The organism is Prolixibacter bellariivorans ATCC BAA-1284 (assembly GCF_000621705.1).
Taxonomy (GTDB): Bacteria; Bacteroidota; Bacteroidia; order Bacteroidales; family Prolixibacteraceae; genus Prolixibacter; species Prolixibacter bellariivorans.
On record NZ_JHXO01000011.1, the window covers coordinates 183,896 to 200,800 of the forward strand.

The 16,905-nt window shown below is 45.2% G+C and carries 11 protein-coding genes and 1 tRNA gene; 10 read left to right on the top strand and 2 right to left on the bottom strand.

Annotated features, from left to right (window positions below):
• Positions 1-92 precede the first annotated feature (92 nt).
• The 9 genes from T426_RS0115650 (at position 93) to T426_RS0115695 (ending at position 13,545) form a co-directional block, all read left to right on the top strand.
• Complete coding sequence (locus T426_RS0115650) at positions 93-1,082, top strand: FecR family protein (RefSeq protein WP_025864371.1); 990 nt, start codon at positions 93-95, stop codon at positions 1,080-1,082.
• A 177-nt stretch (positions 1,083-1,259) separates the two neighbouring features.
• A complete protein-coding gene (locus tag T426_RS0115655) occupies positions 1,260-4,694 on the top strand; it encodes a SusC/RagA family TonB-linked outer membrane protein (protein ID WP_025864372.1) in 3,435 nt (1,144 codons plus the stop codon).
• A 12-nt stretch (positions 4,695-4,706) separates the two neighbouring features.
• A complete protein-coding gene (locus tag T426_RS0115660; RefSeq protein ID WP_025864373.1) occupies positions 4,707-6,236 on the top strand; it encodes a SusD/RagB family nutrient-binding outer membrane lipoprotein in 1,530 nt (509 codons plus the stop codon).
• Positions 6,237-6,364: 128 nt separating this feature from the next.
• Positions 6,365-7,132, top strand: coding sequence for a glycoside hydrolase family 16 protein (locus tag T426_RS0115665; RefSeq protein WP_025864374.1), 768 nt, complete (start codon positions 6,365-6,367; stop codon positions 7,130-7,132).
• A 51-nt stretch (positions 7,133-7,183) separates the two neighbouring features.
• Positions 7,184-8,029, top strand: coding sequence for an endonuclease/exonuclease/phosphatase family protein (locus tag T426_RS0115670; protein ID WP_025864375.1), 846 nt, complete (start codon positions 7,184-7,186; stop codon positions 8,027-8,029).
• A 161-nt stretch (positions 8,030-8,190) separates the two neighbouring features.
• Positions 8,191-10,824 carry a glycoside hydrolase family 2 gene (locus tag T426_RS0115680; protein WP_051569005.1) on the top strand — a complete coding sequence of 878 codons (2,634 nt, stop codon included), beginning with the start codon at positions 8,191-8,193 and terminating at the stop codon, positions 10,822-10,824.
• Positions 10,825-10,856: 32 nt separating this feature from the next.
• On the top strand, positions 10,857-11,822 hold the full coding sequence (locus T426_RS23955) for an alpha/beta hydrolase (RefSeq protein ID WP_025864376.1): 966 nt from the start codon (positions 10,857-10,859) through the stop codon (positions 11,820-11,822).
• Positions 11,823-11,944: 122 nt separating this feature from the next.
• Positions 11,945-12,559, top strand: a complete 615-nt coding sequence (locus T426_RS0115690; RefSeq protein WP_025864377.1) for a thioredoxin family protein — start codon at positions 11,945-11,947, stop codon at positions 12,557-12,559.
• A gap of 146 nt (positions 12,560-12,705) precedes the next feature.
• Complete coding sequence (locus tag T426_RS0115695) at positions 12,706-13,545, top strand: endonuclease/exonuclease/phosphatase family protein (protein ID WP_025864378.1); 840 nt, start codon at positions 12,706-12,708, stop codon at positions 13,543-13,545.
• 100 nt (positions 13,546-13,645) lie between these two features.
• On the opposite strand, the gene T426_RS0115700 is transcribed toward T426_RS0115695, so the two are convergent.
• Complete coding sequence (locus tag T426_RS0115700) at positions 13,646-15,079, bottom strand: 4Fe-4S dicluster domain-containing protein (protein WP_025864379.1); 1,434 nt, start codon at positions 15,077-15,079, stop codon at positions 13,646-13,648.
• Between the two features lie 190 nt (positions 15,080-15,269).
• Complete coding sequence (locus T426_RS0115705; protein WP_025864380.1) at positions 15,270-16,472, bottom strand: L-serine ammonia-lyase; 1,203 nt, start codon at positions 16,470-16,472, stop codon at positions 15,270-15,272.
• Positions 16,473-16,686: 214 nt separating this feature from the next.
• Between T426_RS0115705 and T426_RS0115715 the strand changes: the two genes are divergently transcribed.
• A tRNA-Ser gene (locus tag T426_RS0115715) sits at positions 16,687-16,773 on the top strand.
• Positions 16,774-16,905: the final 132 nt, after the last annotated feature.

Consider the following 16,905-nt stretch of genomic DNA (forward strand, 5'->3'; position numbering starts at 1 on the left):
TCCTCTTAAACTTTTTTGTCTTTTTATTACGTGTGACCCCAGAGGTGATTGTATTTGATATAAACGATACAAGAAGAGGGAATCGCATTCGTATGCATATAGAAGATAAAAAGAAAGAAGTTGTTGCCTTGCTCGAAGAGCGTGAGCGCATGGATACACTGGAGCAGGTGTCCGAGGCGGTCAATGTTATCGACCTGGTAGATCAGGTCGATGTTTCAGGCGCTTTTGTCAAGGTTAACAATCGGTTGCCGGGAGATAGTAAATGGAGGCTTTATGTTGGGTACCTGAGCAAAGCTGCCGCAATATTGTTTCTCCCATTACTGGTATTTGCCCTTTGGCAATACTATTTTTCGCAGGGAGGAATTTCTGGTGACCAAATTTCAATGCAAGAGATCACCAGTCCGCCGGGAACCCGTTCTCAAATAGTGCTCCCCGACGGCAGTACGGTGTGGCTTAACGCCGAGAGTACCATTCGCTTTCCTATACCATTTTCCAGAAAAACACGGAATGTTTCGCTGACTGGACAAGCATTTTTCAGTGTGCAGAAAAATCCCGAGGTCCCTTTCATCGTAAAGGCAGACAATGTCCAGGTAAAAGTTCTGGGAACCCGGTTTGATGTAAACGCCTATCCGGACAGGGAAAAGGTAGGTGTCGTACTGGCCCGGGGGAAAATTAGTCTGACGACAGAAAATCAGGATCATACTTCGACGAAGTCCGTAATTCTGCATCCGGGTGAACGTGCTGTAGTCGGTCGTGAACAGGGCGATATTCAGCTTTCAGAAGGAAATATTGAAAAATACATTGCCTGGCATAACGGTCGCCTGGTATTTGATGAAACGCCGATGAAAGAGGTAGCCCGGCAATTGGAGTTATGGTATGGGATAAAAGTTGTTATTGAAGATCCGGAAATTCTTAATTACCATTTTTCGACCACGTTCGAGGATGAATCGCTTTCCCAGGTGCTGGAGTTGCTGAAACTGTCTTCGCCTATTGAAATTAACTATCAACCTGCTCATTATGATGAGGGTGGTAAAAAGACATATTCAAAATCAATCGTCTATATCAAAAAGAAAACAAAATAGATTTTGCCAATGAGAAACAACTTGTAAAAAAGAAAGGAAGTGCGCCAACACTCCCTTTCATACCCGGTTAAGGGTTAAATTATTGAAAAGTAATAATCTAAAGGATTCAAATCTATGAAAAAAAAAGCTAACAACTTGCCGTTGTGGTATCACAGCTGCAAAAAACTTCTTGTTATCATGAGGCTTACAGCAGTAATACTATTGCTTACAACGTTGCAGACCTTTGCTCTTGAAGGTTATGCACAGTCAGCCCGTCTCTCTCTTGATATGAACAATGCTACTGTTAAGCAGGTATTGTCAGAAATTGAATCGCAGAGTGAGTTTTATTTCCTGTACAACAGTGATTTGATTAATGTCAACAGAAGAGTAAATATCTCAGCCAATAATGAGCGTATCGATCGGGTTTTGAACCAGCTGTTCAACGGGGAAAATATTAATTACACCATTAAAGACCGGCATATAGTATTAAGTCCGGCAACAACCTCCGGTGTTCAGCAAGATATGAGCATAAAAGGTCATGTGGTTGATAAAACCGGCGGGCCACTGCCCGGTGTGACCATTGTGATTAAGGGCACATCGAAAGGTACCATTACCGATGCGAATGGTAACTACGAAATAGACGATGTTCCGGCCAATGCAACGCTTGTTTTTTCCTTCGTTGGTATGAAGCCGCAGGAAATTAGCGTTCAGGGCAGGAATAACATCAATGTTACGATGGTCGAAGAATCGATTGGTGTGGGTGAAGTCGTTGTAACAGCACTTGGTATCAAGCGTGAAGAGAAAGCGCTGGGATATTCCGTTCAAACTGTCCAAGGCCAGAGCTTACAAAAAGTATCCGGTGTTGATGTGGGAACATCGTTGACCGGTAAAGTCGCCGGAGTTTTGGTCCAAAACTCAACTGATTTTAACGTAGCACCTACCATCTCAGTTCGTGGTGAGAGTCCGTTGATTGTGATTGACGGGGTTGCTTATGCCAATAAATCCCTGAATGATATCGCTGCAGATGATATTCAGTCGATGAGCGTTCTGAAAGGCGCAACTGCTTCCGCTCTTTACGGTTTCCGTGGAGAAAACGGCGCGATTCTGATTACGACAAAAAATGGTAGTAACAATAAATTGGGGGTATCTGTTGATGTCTCCTCAAATACCATGTTTAGCGCCGGCTTCCTGGCGATTCCGGAAAAGCAAAGTGTGTATGGTCGTGGTACAGCTTATGTTTATAATATCAACTCTGATCAGTCCTGGGGAACCTTTATGGATGGAACCGTTAGAACACAATGGGATCCGATTGCAAAGGAATTCCGGGATTACCCATACCTGCCTGTTGGGAAAAACAATTTTAAAAACTTCCTGGAGCCGGGTTATGTTACCAATAACAATGTAAGTGTCGCTTTTAAAACGGATAAAATTGCGTTGAGGAGTTCGTTGAACTGGACTAAGAACAAGGGACAGTATCCTAATTCGATGTTGAATAAGTACACCTATACACTGGGTGGCGATATTACTCTCGATAAGTTTAAATTTTCATCGAATATGTCGTATACAAAAAGGGAAACGCCTAACATGGGTTCCAATGGTTATACTTCATACGACCCGATGTATACACTGCTTATCTGGTCATCAGCCGATTTTAACATTCTCGACTATAAAAACAACTACTGGCTGATACCGGGCCAGCTGCAGAACAACCAGTTTGGATACCATTTTGATACCAATACGTACAGTGGTAAAAATCAGAACGACCCGTATTTTGACCGATATCAACGTACCAATGAGCAATCGCGTGATATTTTTAACGCCGATCTGACGACAAGTTATGATATTGCCCCATGGTTGACTGCCACACTTCGTGGAGGTCTCGATTTCTTTATCAATCGCGGACAGTTGAGGATATCGCAGGGATCATACACTTCTTCAGGTAACACGGGTATTCCCGGAAATCCTTATACCTGGAATGGTAGTCGGACTGGAGCCTACCTGACTGGTAGAACGCAGGGATATAGTATCAACAGTGATTTCCTGTTGACCGGTAGCCGGACTTTCCTTGATGATTTTGATGTAGAATATCTCGCCGGGGGAACCATGTTCTACGACCGCAGCGATAACATCAACGCTGAAACCGTCGGTGGTATTTCTATCCCGGAATACTTCTCGCTGAACGCTTCTGTAAATCCGGCAGCTGTTGGCGAAAGTACTACTCAGAGGCAGGTCAATTCACTCTTTGGCCGGGTCGCACTTTCGTGGAAGAAAATGCTTTTCGTGGATGTAACCGGCCGTAACGACTGGGTGTCCATGTTGGCCAATCCGAATGTACCCAAAGCGGACCGCTCTTATTTCTATCCGTCCATTTCCGGTAGCTTTGTGGTATCAGAGCTTCTGCCATCTACCAAAGGTTGGTTGGATTTGATGAAATTCAGGGGTTCCTGGACACAAGCAAAAACGCCGCCTAATCCGTACACCATTAACAGTGTTTTCTCCGTAAATCCGGGTACCTGGAATGCACTGAACGGAGCTACAGCACCGAGTTCGTTATATCTGAACACATACAGCCCGAACTCTTACACCACAACGGAAGTTGGTTTTCAGGCAATGACGTTCAAGAAGCGCTTTACTGTGGATGTTACTTACTATGCGAAGCATATTTTTGATATTCTAAAACTGGGTCCGTTGTCATCAGCCACCGGATATACCGGTATTTATCTGAATACAGATGAACAACGATCCAACCGTGGATGGGAAGTCGCTGTTACGGCTACACCGCTGAAAACAAAAGACTGGCAGTGGGATGTTGGTGCCAACTGGTCGACCCATAAACAAGTTTATACGAAACTCGATTCAACCTATACTTCCAATTATGGAAAACCCTGGGTGAAGGTTGGAGAACGCACAGACGCTTTTACAACCAAAGATTACCTGCGCGTTCCTGACGGAGAATATGCCGGACAGCTGATTTACAATACCAGCGGGCGGGTTATGAGAAGCAGCTACACTACCTTATATGGTTATAGCGACCCGGACTGGATTTGGGGTTTCAACACGACCTTGCGATATAAGAATTTCAGTTTGTACATGTCGTTCGATGGAGTTGTCGGTGGTTTGATGCCTACCCGGACCGAAAGTTATATGTGGCAAGCCGGGGTGCATCCCAACTCGGTAACCGAAGCCCGTAAACAAGATGTTGAGGATCCGAGTAAGGGACACTACATAGGAGATGGTGTTCAGGTTATATCCGGGTCGGTGACCTATGATCCCAATGGTAATATTCTTACCGATAACCGGCAATATGCTGTAAACGATTCGACTGAGACTTACAAGCAAGCGGTGCAGGATTTTCATAACTCAAGTGCATGGGGGGGCAGTGCCAATCCTAATGATATATATGCCAGAACCTTCCTGAAACTTCGTGAGGTGTCGCTGACTTATACTGTTCCGGATAGATTCCTGAATAATTGGGGAAGAGGAATTATTAAAGGGGCATCCATTGCCTTTGTGGGACAGAATGTACTGTTTTGGGCCAAGGATTTTAAATATTCTGATCCAGACGGTGGTAGCGAAGATTTTTCTGATCCTTCGGTAAGATATCTTGGAGGTAATATTAAACTGACATTTTAATCCAATAGAACTATGAGAAATCTAACATATATCTTTGTTTTGATATTTTCTCTCTTTACGGCAGTTTCCTGCAGTAACTTTGAGGAGATCAATACAGATCCAAATAAAACAAATGAGGTTACGTCCTCGATGCTTGCAACACAGGTATTGAAAGATACATACCGGTTTTGGAACCCGAACCCTGCTGATTTTACTTCCGGTAACTTGTTTAACAAGCACATTGCCATGCTGGAAACAAATCCGAATCCGGGGCAATACTATTATTCATATTCGCCTTATGGTAGTTTTGGTTCTTACTCCAGATTGACGGATCTTAAATTTATGGTCCAATACGCAGAAGGTTCAAAATTTGAATCATCTTACAAAGGACTAGAACTTTTCCTGAAAGCCGCATATGGATTCTCAGCAACTTTGTCTATGGGAGATGTACCTTACTCCGAAGCCGGAATGGCGACCGACGGTATTACTCAACCTAAATACGATAAACAGGCAGATGTATTTGCCGAAGTTTTGAGTGATCTGCAAAAAGCTGAATCGTACTTTGCTGAGGGCACCAATTTCGATGGCGACATCATGTACGGCGGGGATGTGACGAAATGGAGGAAGCTGTGTAATGCCATGCAGTTGAAGGTCATTCAAACGATGAGTAAACATGCAACATCAGAACAAAAAGCACGTTTTGCTGCCATTGTCAATGCCGGGAATTTGATGACCAGTAACGACGATAACTTTAAACTGGTTTACACTGACAACCCAAATGCAACATATCCGATGTATAACGGCGAAGAGCGTAGACAGTACACAGGAGTTACGCAGTTGGTTGTCAATTCGCTGAAGAATCTCAATGATCGCCGCTTGTTCTATTTCGCGGAACCGGCACAGGCACAAATTGATGGTGGACTGACCGAGTCGGATTGGGATGCCTATGTGGGAGCTCCTTCTGATATGCGTGCAGAACAGCTGGCACTGAATAATGCCGATGGCGACTATTCTTTACTGAATAAACGTTATGTTGCTTTCATGGATAACGATCCGATGCTCTATTTTACTTATTCAGAGCAGTGCTTCATTATTGCGGAAGCCATCGAAGAAGGTTGGGTTTCGGGTGATGCTCAGCAATATTATCAAAACGGGGTGAAAGCCCAGTTGGAATATTACATGAACCTTCCTCACACGGCTGATTATGTGCACGGAATGGCTATCGATCAAAACTACATTGATAACTACTTTACCGGCGCTGCAGCTTATGCTACCAGTGGAACCAAAGAGGATCGCTTGCATCAGATCTGGACACAACGTTGGTTGATTGATTTCTTCCAGGGTAACGGAGGAAACTACCCGCAATTTCTGCGTACAGGCTACCCGGTTTATCCGCTGAATCCTTCGACAAGCCTGAACCCGGAAGATCCGACCGTATATCCTAAGCGCTGGATGTACCCAACGGATGAACAAACTAAAAATCCGGTCAATTATCAAAAAGCCATTGACGATCAGTATAATGGATACGACGGAATCAACCAGGTTCCGTGGTATTTGAAGTAAAGGGTGAATTTGATTAGTAAAAATGTGGATGAAATGGGGGAGAGCTAAGCCTCCCCCATTTTTTACGGTATATAATAATTACCCGGATGACATTCCGGTAAAACGAGTAAAACGAAACACCAAACGTCATGAAACAAAAAATAATATTCCTTTCAGTCATTTTATGTCTTGTTTCTTTCAGTGCATTTTCTCAGTTTACTCAGGGTTACAAATTGGTTTGGCAAGACAATTTCGACGGAAATTCGCTTGATACCACATCCTGGAACAATCGGGTAATGAAACCGGGAACGGTGAACAACGAGTTGCAGCGTTACACCGACGGCAAAAACGTGGAAGTAAAAGATGGCAAGCTGATTATTGAAGCGAGACACGAAAATGATGAATATACTTCCGGAAGAATCAACACGAGAGGCAAGCATACTTTCACCTATGGAATTGTTAAAATGAGAGCGAAGTTACCGGCAGGTGTGGGCACATGGCCCGCATTGTGGATGCTGGGAGCGGACATTCAGGAAGTAGGTTGGCCGGCTTGCGGAGAGTTGGATATTATGGAGCATGTAGGCAAAAAGCCTGGCTTCATCCATTCCTCCATACATAATCCGTCGGGTTACGGAGCAACACCTTATACGGGAATCGTGGAAATAAAAGATCCTTACACTCAATTTCATATATACAGTATGGAATGGACGAAAGACTTCATTACCTTCTACGTGGATGGAAAGAAAATATACCATTATCAACCGAAGGAGAAAAACATAAAGAACTGGCCATTCGATAAACCTTTCTACCTGATTTTTAATATCGCGATTGGTGGTAATATGGGAGGTTCGAAAGTCGATAATAGCTGCTTCCCAACCGATATGGTGGTTGACTGGGTAAAAGTATATCAGAAGTGATGTCTCCCAAAGGATTGTTTTGGATTGACTAATAAATAATAAAATACAAGCATGAAGAAGCTGTTTTTTCTGATTCTGGCGATTGTCTTTATTGAGGTGGCGCAGGCTCAAAACCTTAAGTTGATGACCTACAATCTCCGGTTGGCACTGCCGTCCGATGGATTGAATTCCTGGGAACACCGGAAGGATTTTATGGTCGACCAGCTGAATTTTTATGCACCCGATATATTTGGAACACAGGAAGGATTACCGAATCAAATAGACTACCTGAATAAGAAGCTAGAAGGTTATAAGTCGATTGGTCAGGGGCGCGAAGGCGGCAGTAAAGGAGAGCATGTCGCCGTTTTTTACAATGCTAACCGCTTCAAGGTGTTGGTGCATCATACTTTCTGGTTGTCGGAAACCCCTGATAAAGTTTCGAAGGGCTGGGATGCGGCTTATCTTCGGATTTGCACGTATGGCCTTTTCTACGACAAGTTGACGCATGAATCGTTCTGGGTTTTCAATACCCATCTGGACAACAAAGGGGAGCTGGCTCGCAAAAATGGTATCGCTTTGGTGCTGAAAAAAATGAACGAAATCAACACCGCCAACCTGCCGGTTATTTTCATGGGCGACCTGAATTCGACGCCGGAGAGTGATGTTATTCAGGAAATCGACAAGAGTTTCAACCAATCCAAAACACTTAGCGAAACCAAGCCGTTTGGTCCGGATGCTACTTTCAACGGTTTTCAATGGGATATAAGACCTACCAACGGCATCGATTACATCTTTATTAAAAAGGAAGCACCCATTGCTGTGAAGAAATACGCCGTGTTGCGCGATAGTCGGGATCACCGTTTCCCGTCTGACCACTTTCCGGTTTTCACCGAGGTGGCTTTTACCAACGATAAATAGAAATCGTGCAATTGTACGGAACTTTCATTCTACGAAAGTTTATCTGACAGATTGGGTATTTCTTGCTGTGCAGGATTTACCCAATCATTATGTTGTAAATTATTTTGCCGGAAAATCCTGTTCTTGCTAAATTCAAACCTTCAATAAAACCTTCGTGAATCATGAGCCGACGACTGCTATATCTAGCTTTTCTCTTGTTTCTGAACTCTTCGGTTTGGGCTGCTCCCATCATCAAAACCAGCTTGAATAGTGGCTGGTTTTTCCAACAAACCGATCATCCCGACAGTACAAAATGGGAACCGGTCAATGTTCCTCATACCTGGAACGCGAAAGATGCATTTGACGATCAGCGGGGATATTATCGCGGAACGGGGTGGTACCGGCGAAATTTATATGTGGATGCTGGCTGGAAAGGACAGAAACTTTTTCTCGATTTTGAAGGAGTCAACAAAATAGCAACTGTTTTTATCAATGGGCAGAAAGTTGGCGAGCACAAAGGCGGTTACACGGCTTTCAGTTTTGATATCTCTCCATACGTGCATTACGGTTCGGACAATGATTTGCGCGTGGAAGTGAGCAATGCACCCGATCCGCAAATTCCTCCGCTGGAAGCTGATTTCACTTTTTACGGAGGCATTTACCGTGACGTGTGGCTCAAAGTGGAGAATCCCATTCATTTTGCTTTCGCGAAATATGCGACTCCCGCAGTTTACGTGAATACGCCTCAGGTTTCTGCCGAATCTGCTCAGGTGAAGGTTCGGGGAACCGTTCGAAACGAGTCCGGAAAAACGAATCGTCTGCTTGTTCGTTCTGAGATTTTTTCCCCGGAAGGGAAGCTCGTGGCGGTGCTGAACAAGGTGTTTACCGTAAGAAGAAATAGTGATCGCGATTTTGAGATGGTTTCGAAACCATTAGATAAACCGCAGCTTTGGTCGCCCGATGCTCCTAACTTATATACCGTAAAAACCACGGTGCAGCTTTACCATAGCAATAGCATTCTCGACCGGGTGGAGAGTCCGTTGGGCTTCCGGTGGTTTAAAGCTGATCCGAATTTGGGATTTTTCCTGAACGGAAAGCCATTGAAACTGCACGGACTGAACCGTCATCAGGATTATCCGGGATTGGGAAATGCCTTGCCTGATGATTTGCATAAAAAGGATTTTGAGCTCATTAAAAAAATGGGAGCTAACTTCGTCCGGTTAGCGCACTATCCGCAGGCGCCAGAGGTGTATCGCGAATGCGATCGGCTGGGGTTGCTTGTGTGGAGTGAAATCCCGGTGGTGAATGAAATTACCGAATCGAAGGAATTCACGGAGAATTGTTTGAATATGCAGCGGGAACAGATTCATCAAACCTACAATCATCCTTCGGTGGTGATGTATGGTTACATGAATGAAGTGTTTATCCGGTTGGCCTATACAAAGCAACTGTCGGACAGTGTCCGTAACCGGAAAATCAAAAATACGCTGAAGCTGGCGCGAGAACTGGATTCGTTAACCCGAAGCGAAGCGCCCGGCCGGTTAACCGTGATGGCCTTGCATCAGAATCCCATCTATAATAAAACAGGAATTGCCGATATTCCGCAGGTAATTGGATGGAACCTGTACATGGGCTGGTACGGTGGTAAGTACAGTGATTTGGGCAGTTTCCTCGACAGACAGCACGCGGAACATCCGAACCGCTGTATCATGCTTTCGGAGTACGGTCCCGGAAGCGATGTCCGGCTGCATACCGATCATCCGGAAGTGTGGGATTACTCCGAAGAATATCAATTCCTTTCTCATGCCAGCTATCGTTCCCAGGTGGACGAGCGTCCCTATGTAATGGGGATGGCTGCGTGGATTTTTGCCGATTTTGGTTCGGAAGGCCGCGCTGATGCGATTCCGCACATCAACCAGAAAGGTTTGATGACGTATAACCGCACGCCCAAGGATGTTTATCACTATTACCAGGTGATGAACGATAAATTGCCGCGGGTAGCCATTACCGGAACAAATTATACCAACCGGACCTATGTCGCGGATGAAAACGGAAAGTCGAAGCATGAGGTTTGGGTGTTCACCAATTCAGGACAGGTGACGCTTTACCGAAACGGCGAGTGGATTAATTCACAGAAACCGGTCGACGGCATTGTGAAGATGCAGGTTCCTTTCGTTTCAGGGCCCAATAAACTTTTGGCGGTGACTGATATGGCGGAAGATTCGCTGGTGGTTAATGTAAAAATGATTCCGCGAAAGCTCACAGCCGGTGAATTTCATACCATCCGCGTCAATGTAGGCAGCAATTGCAATTTCCATGATGAGTTGACCGGTGAAAACTGGATTCCTGACCAGCCATATCAGCCGGGAAGTTTTGGGTATGTCGGCGGCGATATCTATCATTCAGTTACCTGGAAAGCATTAAGTACACAGGCGAACATTAAAGGTACAGATGATGATCCGCTTTATCAAACCATGCGTGAAGGGTTGAAAAGCTATCGGTTCGATGTGCCGGAAGGTTGTTACAAGGTGACCTTGCTGTTTGCCGAACCCAATTCGAAGGCGGGGCAGCCACAATTGATTTATAACCTGATGAACGATAGGGCGAAGCAGGAATCTGATGTCCGAAGTTTTGGGATTTCGATGAACGGAGAACAAGAAGTCGGGCATTTCAACCTGGCACGAGATTATGGTGCTTTGCGGGCAGTAAAGAAGACTTTTGTGGTGAATGTGGATAAAGGCGAAGTTCTTTCAGTTCAATTTTTGCCTGAGCATGGAAAAACTCTTCTTAGTGGCATCCGTATCGAAAAACGTTGAATCCAATCATAAATCAGATAAAGTATCGAAGCATGAAGAGAAACGTATTTACACTATTGCTGACGTTGTTCATCGCTGCTGGTGTATCGGCACAAACTCGCTACAAAGATGATATTGCCAGTGGTTTTGTCAAGAAAACTTACACGTATGCAGTGAAAGATGGTCAGGAGTTGAAGATGGATATCTATTTCCCGGAAGGTGATAAAGCGACCGACCGTGCAGCGTGGATTCATGTTCACGGTGGTGGATTTTCCGGTGGAACACGGGATGCGAAAGCCGATGTGAACTTGTGTACTCACCTGGCAAAGAAAGGGTATGTAACGGCGTCTATTTCGTACCGGTTAACCCGGAAGAAAGACGGTTTTGGTTGTGATGTGCCGGCCGATAAGAAGATGGATACTTTCCGGAAAGCGGTGAGTGATTTGCGCAGTGCCACGGCTTTTATGTTAAAAAATCACGCAAAATTTGGCATCGATACCAGCCGTATTATTATTTCAGGAAGTAGTGCGGGCGCCGAAACAGTTTTGAATGCGGCTTACCGTCCGGTAACGCAATGGGTGGAAGGAAAGCAGGAATTGCCTACCGGATTCCGTTATGCGGGAGTGATTTCTTTTGCAGGCGCCATGGTCAATGCAGCCAATATTTCGGCTGAAACAGCCATTCCTACGATGATGTTTCATGGAACGGCTGACAACCTGGTGCCTTATGCCACGGCGCCTCACCACTATTGCAGCATCGACAGTCCGGGCTACATGATGTTGGATGGCTCGTACACGATTGCGAACCGCTTGCGCAAACTGGGAAAAACTTATTGGCTGGAAACCCGCTGCGGTGCCGGCCACGAAATGTCGGGCTTGCCCATGACACAATCGGTGGACGATATTGTCGATTTTGCTTACAACTACATTATCCAGGGCAAGAAAGCGCAAATTCACACCATCGACAAGAGTCCGAAGTACAAAAAGGGGGATTCTCTTTATGATTTTTGCGACAACTAGGCAGACAAACATTAAAAGCATAAACCAGGCAGTCTCTCGGAAACGGAGGCTGCTTTTTTGTTTGGAAACATTTTAAATAGATGTCCGTAAACGCTTGTAGTATAAATTCTTAATTGACGCTTATGAAAAAACTGATTTTGTTTGTTGCCCTGATGACAGTTGCCTCATTATATGCTGCGGCCCAGGTTCATTTGCCTGATTTTAAGATTGGACAGAAGGCGGTTCTTACCGATGTGAAGATGAAAGATGTTTCCGGTAAGGAATATGACTTGAATGATTTGAAAAAGGCGAATGGCCTCGTTGTTATATTCTCCTGCAATACCTGTCCGTTTGTAAAAATGTGGGAAGATCGGTACCCGGAAATTAAAAAATGGGCCGACGAACACCAGGTTGGAATGGTGTTGGTAAATTCAAATTACACAAAACGAGACGGTGCTGATTCGTTCGAGGCAATGAAAGAGCATGCAAAAGAACACAATTACACAATGCCTTATGTGGTCGATAAAGACAGTCGTTTGGCAAATGCTTTTGATGCGAAGACCACACCTCATGTTTTTCTTTTTGATAAAGATTTCACGTTAGTGTACAAAGGTGCGATTGATGATAATTATCAAAGCGCTGAAAATGTGAAGCGTGCCTACCTGAAAAATGCCATTTGGGAACTGGCTGCCGGAAAAATGGTGGCAAAAAGTGAAACACCACCGGTTGGATGCAGTATAAAAAGAAAAATAGATTAGTCCATTAGTTGATGTTGTGAAAAGGGAGAATCACTTGACGGTGGTTTCTCCTTTTTTGTTTTACAGGGATATAGTTTTTAAAGCATTATGAAAAATGGACGAAAACAGCGATCATTGTAAGGTATCCTAACAAAAATCTATTTTCCATGCGAAGAATACTGGCTTACTTCCTCTTGTTTCTGCTAACCGCTCCGGTTTTTGGGCAGGAAACGATGAACATTATCACGTACAATATCCGCTTCAATAATCCCGATGACGGCGCGAATGCCTGGCCTCACCGGAGGTCGGACGTGATAGCCCTTCTGAAATTTCACGAGGCGGATGTTTTCTGTGTTCAGGAAGCGTTACATGATCAGATGGTTGATTTGAAAGATGGTATGCAGACGTTCGATTACGTGGGCGTTGGTCGTGACGATGGCAAAGAAGCCGGCGAATATTCGGCCATTTTTTACAATACCCAGAGATATAAATTACAGGGCCAAGGTCATTTCTGGTTGTCGGAAACTCCCGATAAGCCTGGTTTGGGGTGGGATGCAGCCTGTGTGCGGATATGTTCCTGGGCAAAGTTGAGGGAGCGCGAAAGCAATCAGTCTTTTTTCGTGTTTACCACGCATTTCGACCATGTGGGTGTAAAAGCGCGGGAAGAATCGGCAAAGCTGATATATAGAAAAGTACAGGAACTGGGAGGTGACCGGTTACCGGTTTTCCTGACGGGCGATTTCAATCTGACGCCCGACGCCAGTGCGATTGCTTTGATTCGCAGTCAGTGGAAAGACTCGCGATTGGCAACTCTTTCGCCGCCTTACGGACCGGTTGGTACGTTCGAGGGATTTGATTTCAATTCGTCGCTGAAGAACCGGATTGACTACATTTTTGTCAACGATAAGGTGAGAGTGTTGCGCTATGGTGTCCTCTCCGATTCGAAAGATAAACGCTATCCGTCCGACCATCTTCCCGTACTGGTGGAAGCCAAATTTATCGATTGACGAGTTTTGAAAAAGCAATAATCGTATTACAAAAAGAGCCGGAATTCCTGTCAAAGATTCCGGCTCGTGATTGTTCTGGCTGTAGTTTGATAAGTTTTCGTTACGCCTGAAGCGATTCCAATGTCGCTTTCAGCTGTTTCTTTCCCTGGCCGGTATCGACGTGGGCACTTGGCCCGGCAATACATCCGCCTTCACAGGCCATTACCTCGATGAAATTACCGGGTGCTTTTCCTCTGCTGTACGCTTTTAGCAAGCCAATCGATTTCTTGTTGATGCCATTTACCTCGATGGCGCGAACATCAACGGTCAGGCCTTCGGCTTTTACTGCTTCAACTACGCCACCTGATTGAGCAAATCCGCGGCTTTCAGGCGAACTATAAGTCAATTCTATCGCCTCACAATTTTCAATGTCAATTTCAAATCCTTTGAAGAAGGAATCCAGTTCTTCAAACGTCATCACATAATCAACATTCGGGTCGATCATGGCTTCTTTCCGTTTGGCGATACACGGCCCGATGAACACCAGTTTGGCATCGGGATACTTCTGCCGTGCCAGTTCTGCCGCGTAGTACATCGGTGTTTTGGTGTGCGAAACGTATGATTTCATGTTCGGCACGTGCTTCTCGACGGCTTGAACGTATCCCGGACAGCAGGACGTGGTCATGAACGATTGGCCGCTTTCCAGTTTTTCTTTTAGCTCAGCTGCCTCATTAGCGGTGGTAATCATGGCACCCTGGGCGACTTCCATTACGTCATGAAAGCCCAGTTCTTTGATGGCAGTAAATACTTTTCCTGCTTCGTAATTATACTGTCCCAATATAGAAGGAGCAGGCAGGGCGATTACTTTTTCACCGGCCTGGATGGCTTTGAAAATATCGACGATGTGCGAGATTTCGAAAATGGAACCAAACGGACAGGCATTCAGGCATTTTCCGCAGTAGATGCATTTTTCGTCATCGATGTGTTCAACACCTTGTTCGTCTTTGGAAATGGCACCAACCGGACACGCTTCTTCACAGGGAACTGGTACATGCACGATGGAGTGATACGGGCAGGCATTCTTACAAATACCGCAGTTGACACATTTTTTCGGATCAATCTGAGCTTGTCCGTTGCAGTTGAAGGTAATCGCATTCTTTGGACAGTTCATTTTACACGGGCTGGCAACGCATCCGCGACACAGATTGGAAACCACGTAGTTCACCTTCACGCAGGCGGTGCAGGCTTCATCCACTACCGTGAGAATTTCCTTTCGGGGCTCAGTCCGCTGGCGTGCCACTTGCGCATAATTGGCCAGTGGCATCAGTTCATCGCTTTCTTCTTCCGGAAGGAAACCCAGGATAGGCATCAGTTTATATTTCAAAACAGCCCGCTCTTTGTAAATGCAGCAACGACGCTGGGCTCCTCGTTCCCGTGGCGACATTTCCACCGGAATTCGGTCAATCTGGTTCTCTAACTGGTCTTCTTTGATGAGTCCGGCCAAACGGGAAAGGAGCTCTCGCCTGACGATCATGGTGTTGTTGACGTATGCCATTGGTTAAAGCCTGAGTGAAGTTTGATTTCGGCGGCAAAAGTATATTATTTCTCAGGCATACATGTTTTATAACATATAAATTTATGTTATGGTACTAATTCAAAATGATTTTAAAGAAACTGCTGATTTATAGATGGATAAATGGAAATATATAGATGTGTCATGTAGTTGTCTCGCTCTAAATAATCTGTTACAATTTCAAGCCATGAAAGTGGGCTAATCCTCCTTCTGAAGTCTCTTTGTACAAATGGGGCAAATCGTGACCGGTTTGTTTCATGGTCTGAACCACCTTATCGAAACTAATGAGATGACGTCCGTCAGAAAGCAGCGCGTAGTTTTTGTGATTGAGTGCACGTGCTGCCGCGAAAGCATTTCGTTCGATACAGGGAACCTGGACGAGCCCGGCGATGGGATCACACGTTAAACCGAGGTGGTGTTCCAGTCCCATTTCGGCTGCATATTCAATTTGGAAAATACTGCCTCCGCTCAGCTGCGTTACTGCAGCGGACGCCATGGCGCAGGCTGTTCCTACTTCTCCCTGACAACCTACTTCTGCACCGGAGATGGAAGCGTTGGTTTTTACCAGTGTCCCGATTAGTCCGGCGGTGGCCAGAGCATGCAGAATTTTTTGCTCCGAGCTCTTGTGGTACTTCTTCATGTAATAAAGAACCGCCGGTAACACACCGCTGGCACCACAGGTTGGTGCTGTTACAATTTCTCCTCCAGCTGCATTTTCTTCCGAAACAGCTAAGGCATAAGCATAAAGCAATGACCGTTTTTTGATGGCTGGTTTAAAGTTTCTCGCTTTAGCATAATACCCAGCCGCTTTTCGCGGATATTTCAGGACACCCGGAAGTGTACCCTCTGTGTCGAGACCTCTTTTCACCGCAGCTTCCATTACATGCCAGGCGTTTCCCAGGTAGGTCCAGATTTCCGGTCCTTCGTTCACTTCCACATATTCCCAAATGCTTTTTCCATTTTCGTAGCACCAGTTCAGGATAGCGTCCATCGTGGAATCCGGGTAAACCGAAATGGTTTCCAATTCAGTTACATCGTCAACGATGGCACCACCACCGATGGAGTAGACTGTCCAGCTATCGGTAACCTGTCCTTTGTCGTCCAGTGCTTCCAGCTTTAGTGCGTTAGGATGACGTTTTAAAAATGTTTCCGGTTTCCACAGGATATTGACTCTGTCGGCACCCAACGCTTTTTGTATGGCCACATCGGTTAAGTGGCCCCTGCCAGTGGCAGCGAGGCTTCCGTATAACGTAACCTGATAGCTTGAGGCATCAGGTGTTTTGGACAGAAAACGTTCGGCGGCTTTTTTGGGTCCCATCGTATGACTGGACGACGGGCCATTGCCAATTCGGAAAATTTCTTTGATGGATTCCATTAGTGGTAATATTTGTTGCGAAATAACGGTTTTTCCGCATATCAATAGTGAAAGCTACTACTTTTTTCATGGCATTTTGGAAAATGGGTTTTGTCGGTACAACATTGATTTCATCAATTTACCTAAAGTGGATTAGCGTACCAGATAGGCTGTGACTTTTTTGAGACGATTTTGTCTGTTATTGTCGAATATTTTTAACTTTGCCACCGCTTTTGGAGAGTTGCCGGAGTGGTCGAACGGGGCAGACTCGAAATCTGTTGTACCCTTCGGGGTACCGGGGGTTCGAATCCCTCACTCTCCGCATTTATTTTTGAATTGAGCCTCGCACTGATGCGGGGTTTTTTGTTTTTTCATTACCCTTTTATTTACAATTCATCCTGTATTTTATGCCGCCGGTATCTATACTGAACCTCAGAAGTTAGTTCCTGACAAA

Excerpts from the sequence above, each read along its gene's own strand:
- T426_RS0115660 (WP_025864373.1), top strand. The coding sequence starts at position 4,707 with ATGAGAAATCTAACATATATCTTTGTTTTGATATTTTCTCTCTTTACG.
- T426_RS0115700 (WP_025864379.1), bottom strand. The coding sequence starts at position 15,079 with ATGGCATACGTCAACAACACCATGATCGTCAGGCGAGAGCTCCTTTCC.
- T426_RS0115665 (WP_025864374.1), top strand. The coding sequence starts at position 6,365 with ATGAAACAAAAAATAATATTCCTTTCAGTCATTTTATGTCTTGTTTCT.
- T426_RS0115690 (WP_025864377.1), top strand. The coding sequence starts at position 11,945 with ATGAAAAAACTGATTTTGTTTGTTGCCCTGATGACAGTTGCCTCATTA.
- T426_RS23955 (WP_025864376.1), top strand. The coding sequence starts at position 10,857 with ATGAAGAGAAACGTATTTACACTATTGCTGACGTTGTTCATCGCTGCT.
- T426_RS0115650 (WP_025864371.1), top strand. The coding sequence starts at position 93 with ATGCATATAGAAGATAAAAAGAAAGAAGTTGTTGCCTTGCTCGAAGAG.
- T426_RS0115680 (WP_051569005.1), top strand. The coding sequence starts at position 8,191 with ATGAGCCGACGACTGCTATATCTAGCTTTTCTCTTGTTTCTGAACTCT.
- T426_RS0115655 (WP_025864372.1), top strand. The coding sequence starts at position 1,260 with ATGAGGCTTACAGCAGTAATACTATTGCTTACAACGTTGCAGACCTTT.
- T426_RS0115705 (WP_025864380.1), bottom strand. The coding sequence starts at position 16,472 with ATGGAATCCATCAAAGAAATTTTCCGAATTGGCAATGGCCCGTCGTCC.
- T426_RS0115670 (WP_025864375.1), top strand. The coding sequence starts at position 7,184 with ATGAAGAAGCTGTTTTTTCTGATTCTGGCGATTGTCTTTATTGAGGTG.
- T426_RS0115695 (WP_025864378.1), top strand. The coding sequence starts at position 12,706 with ATGCGAAGAATACTGGCTTACTTCCTCTTGTTTCTGCTAACCGCTCCG.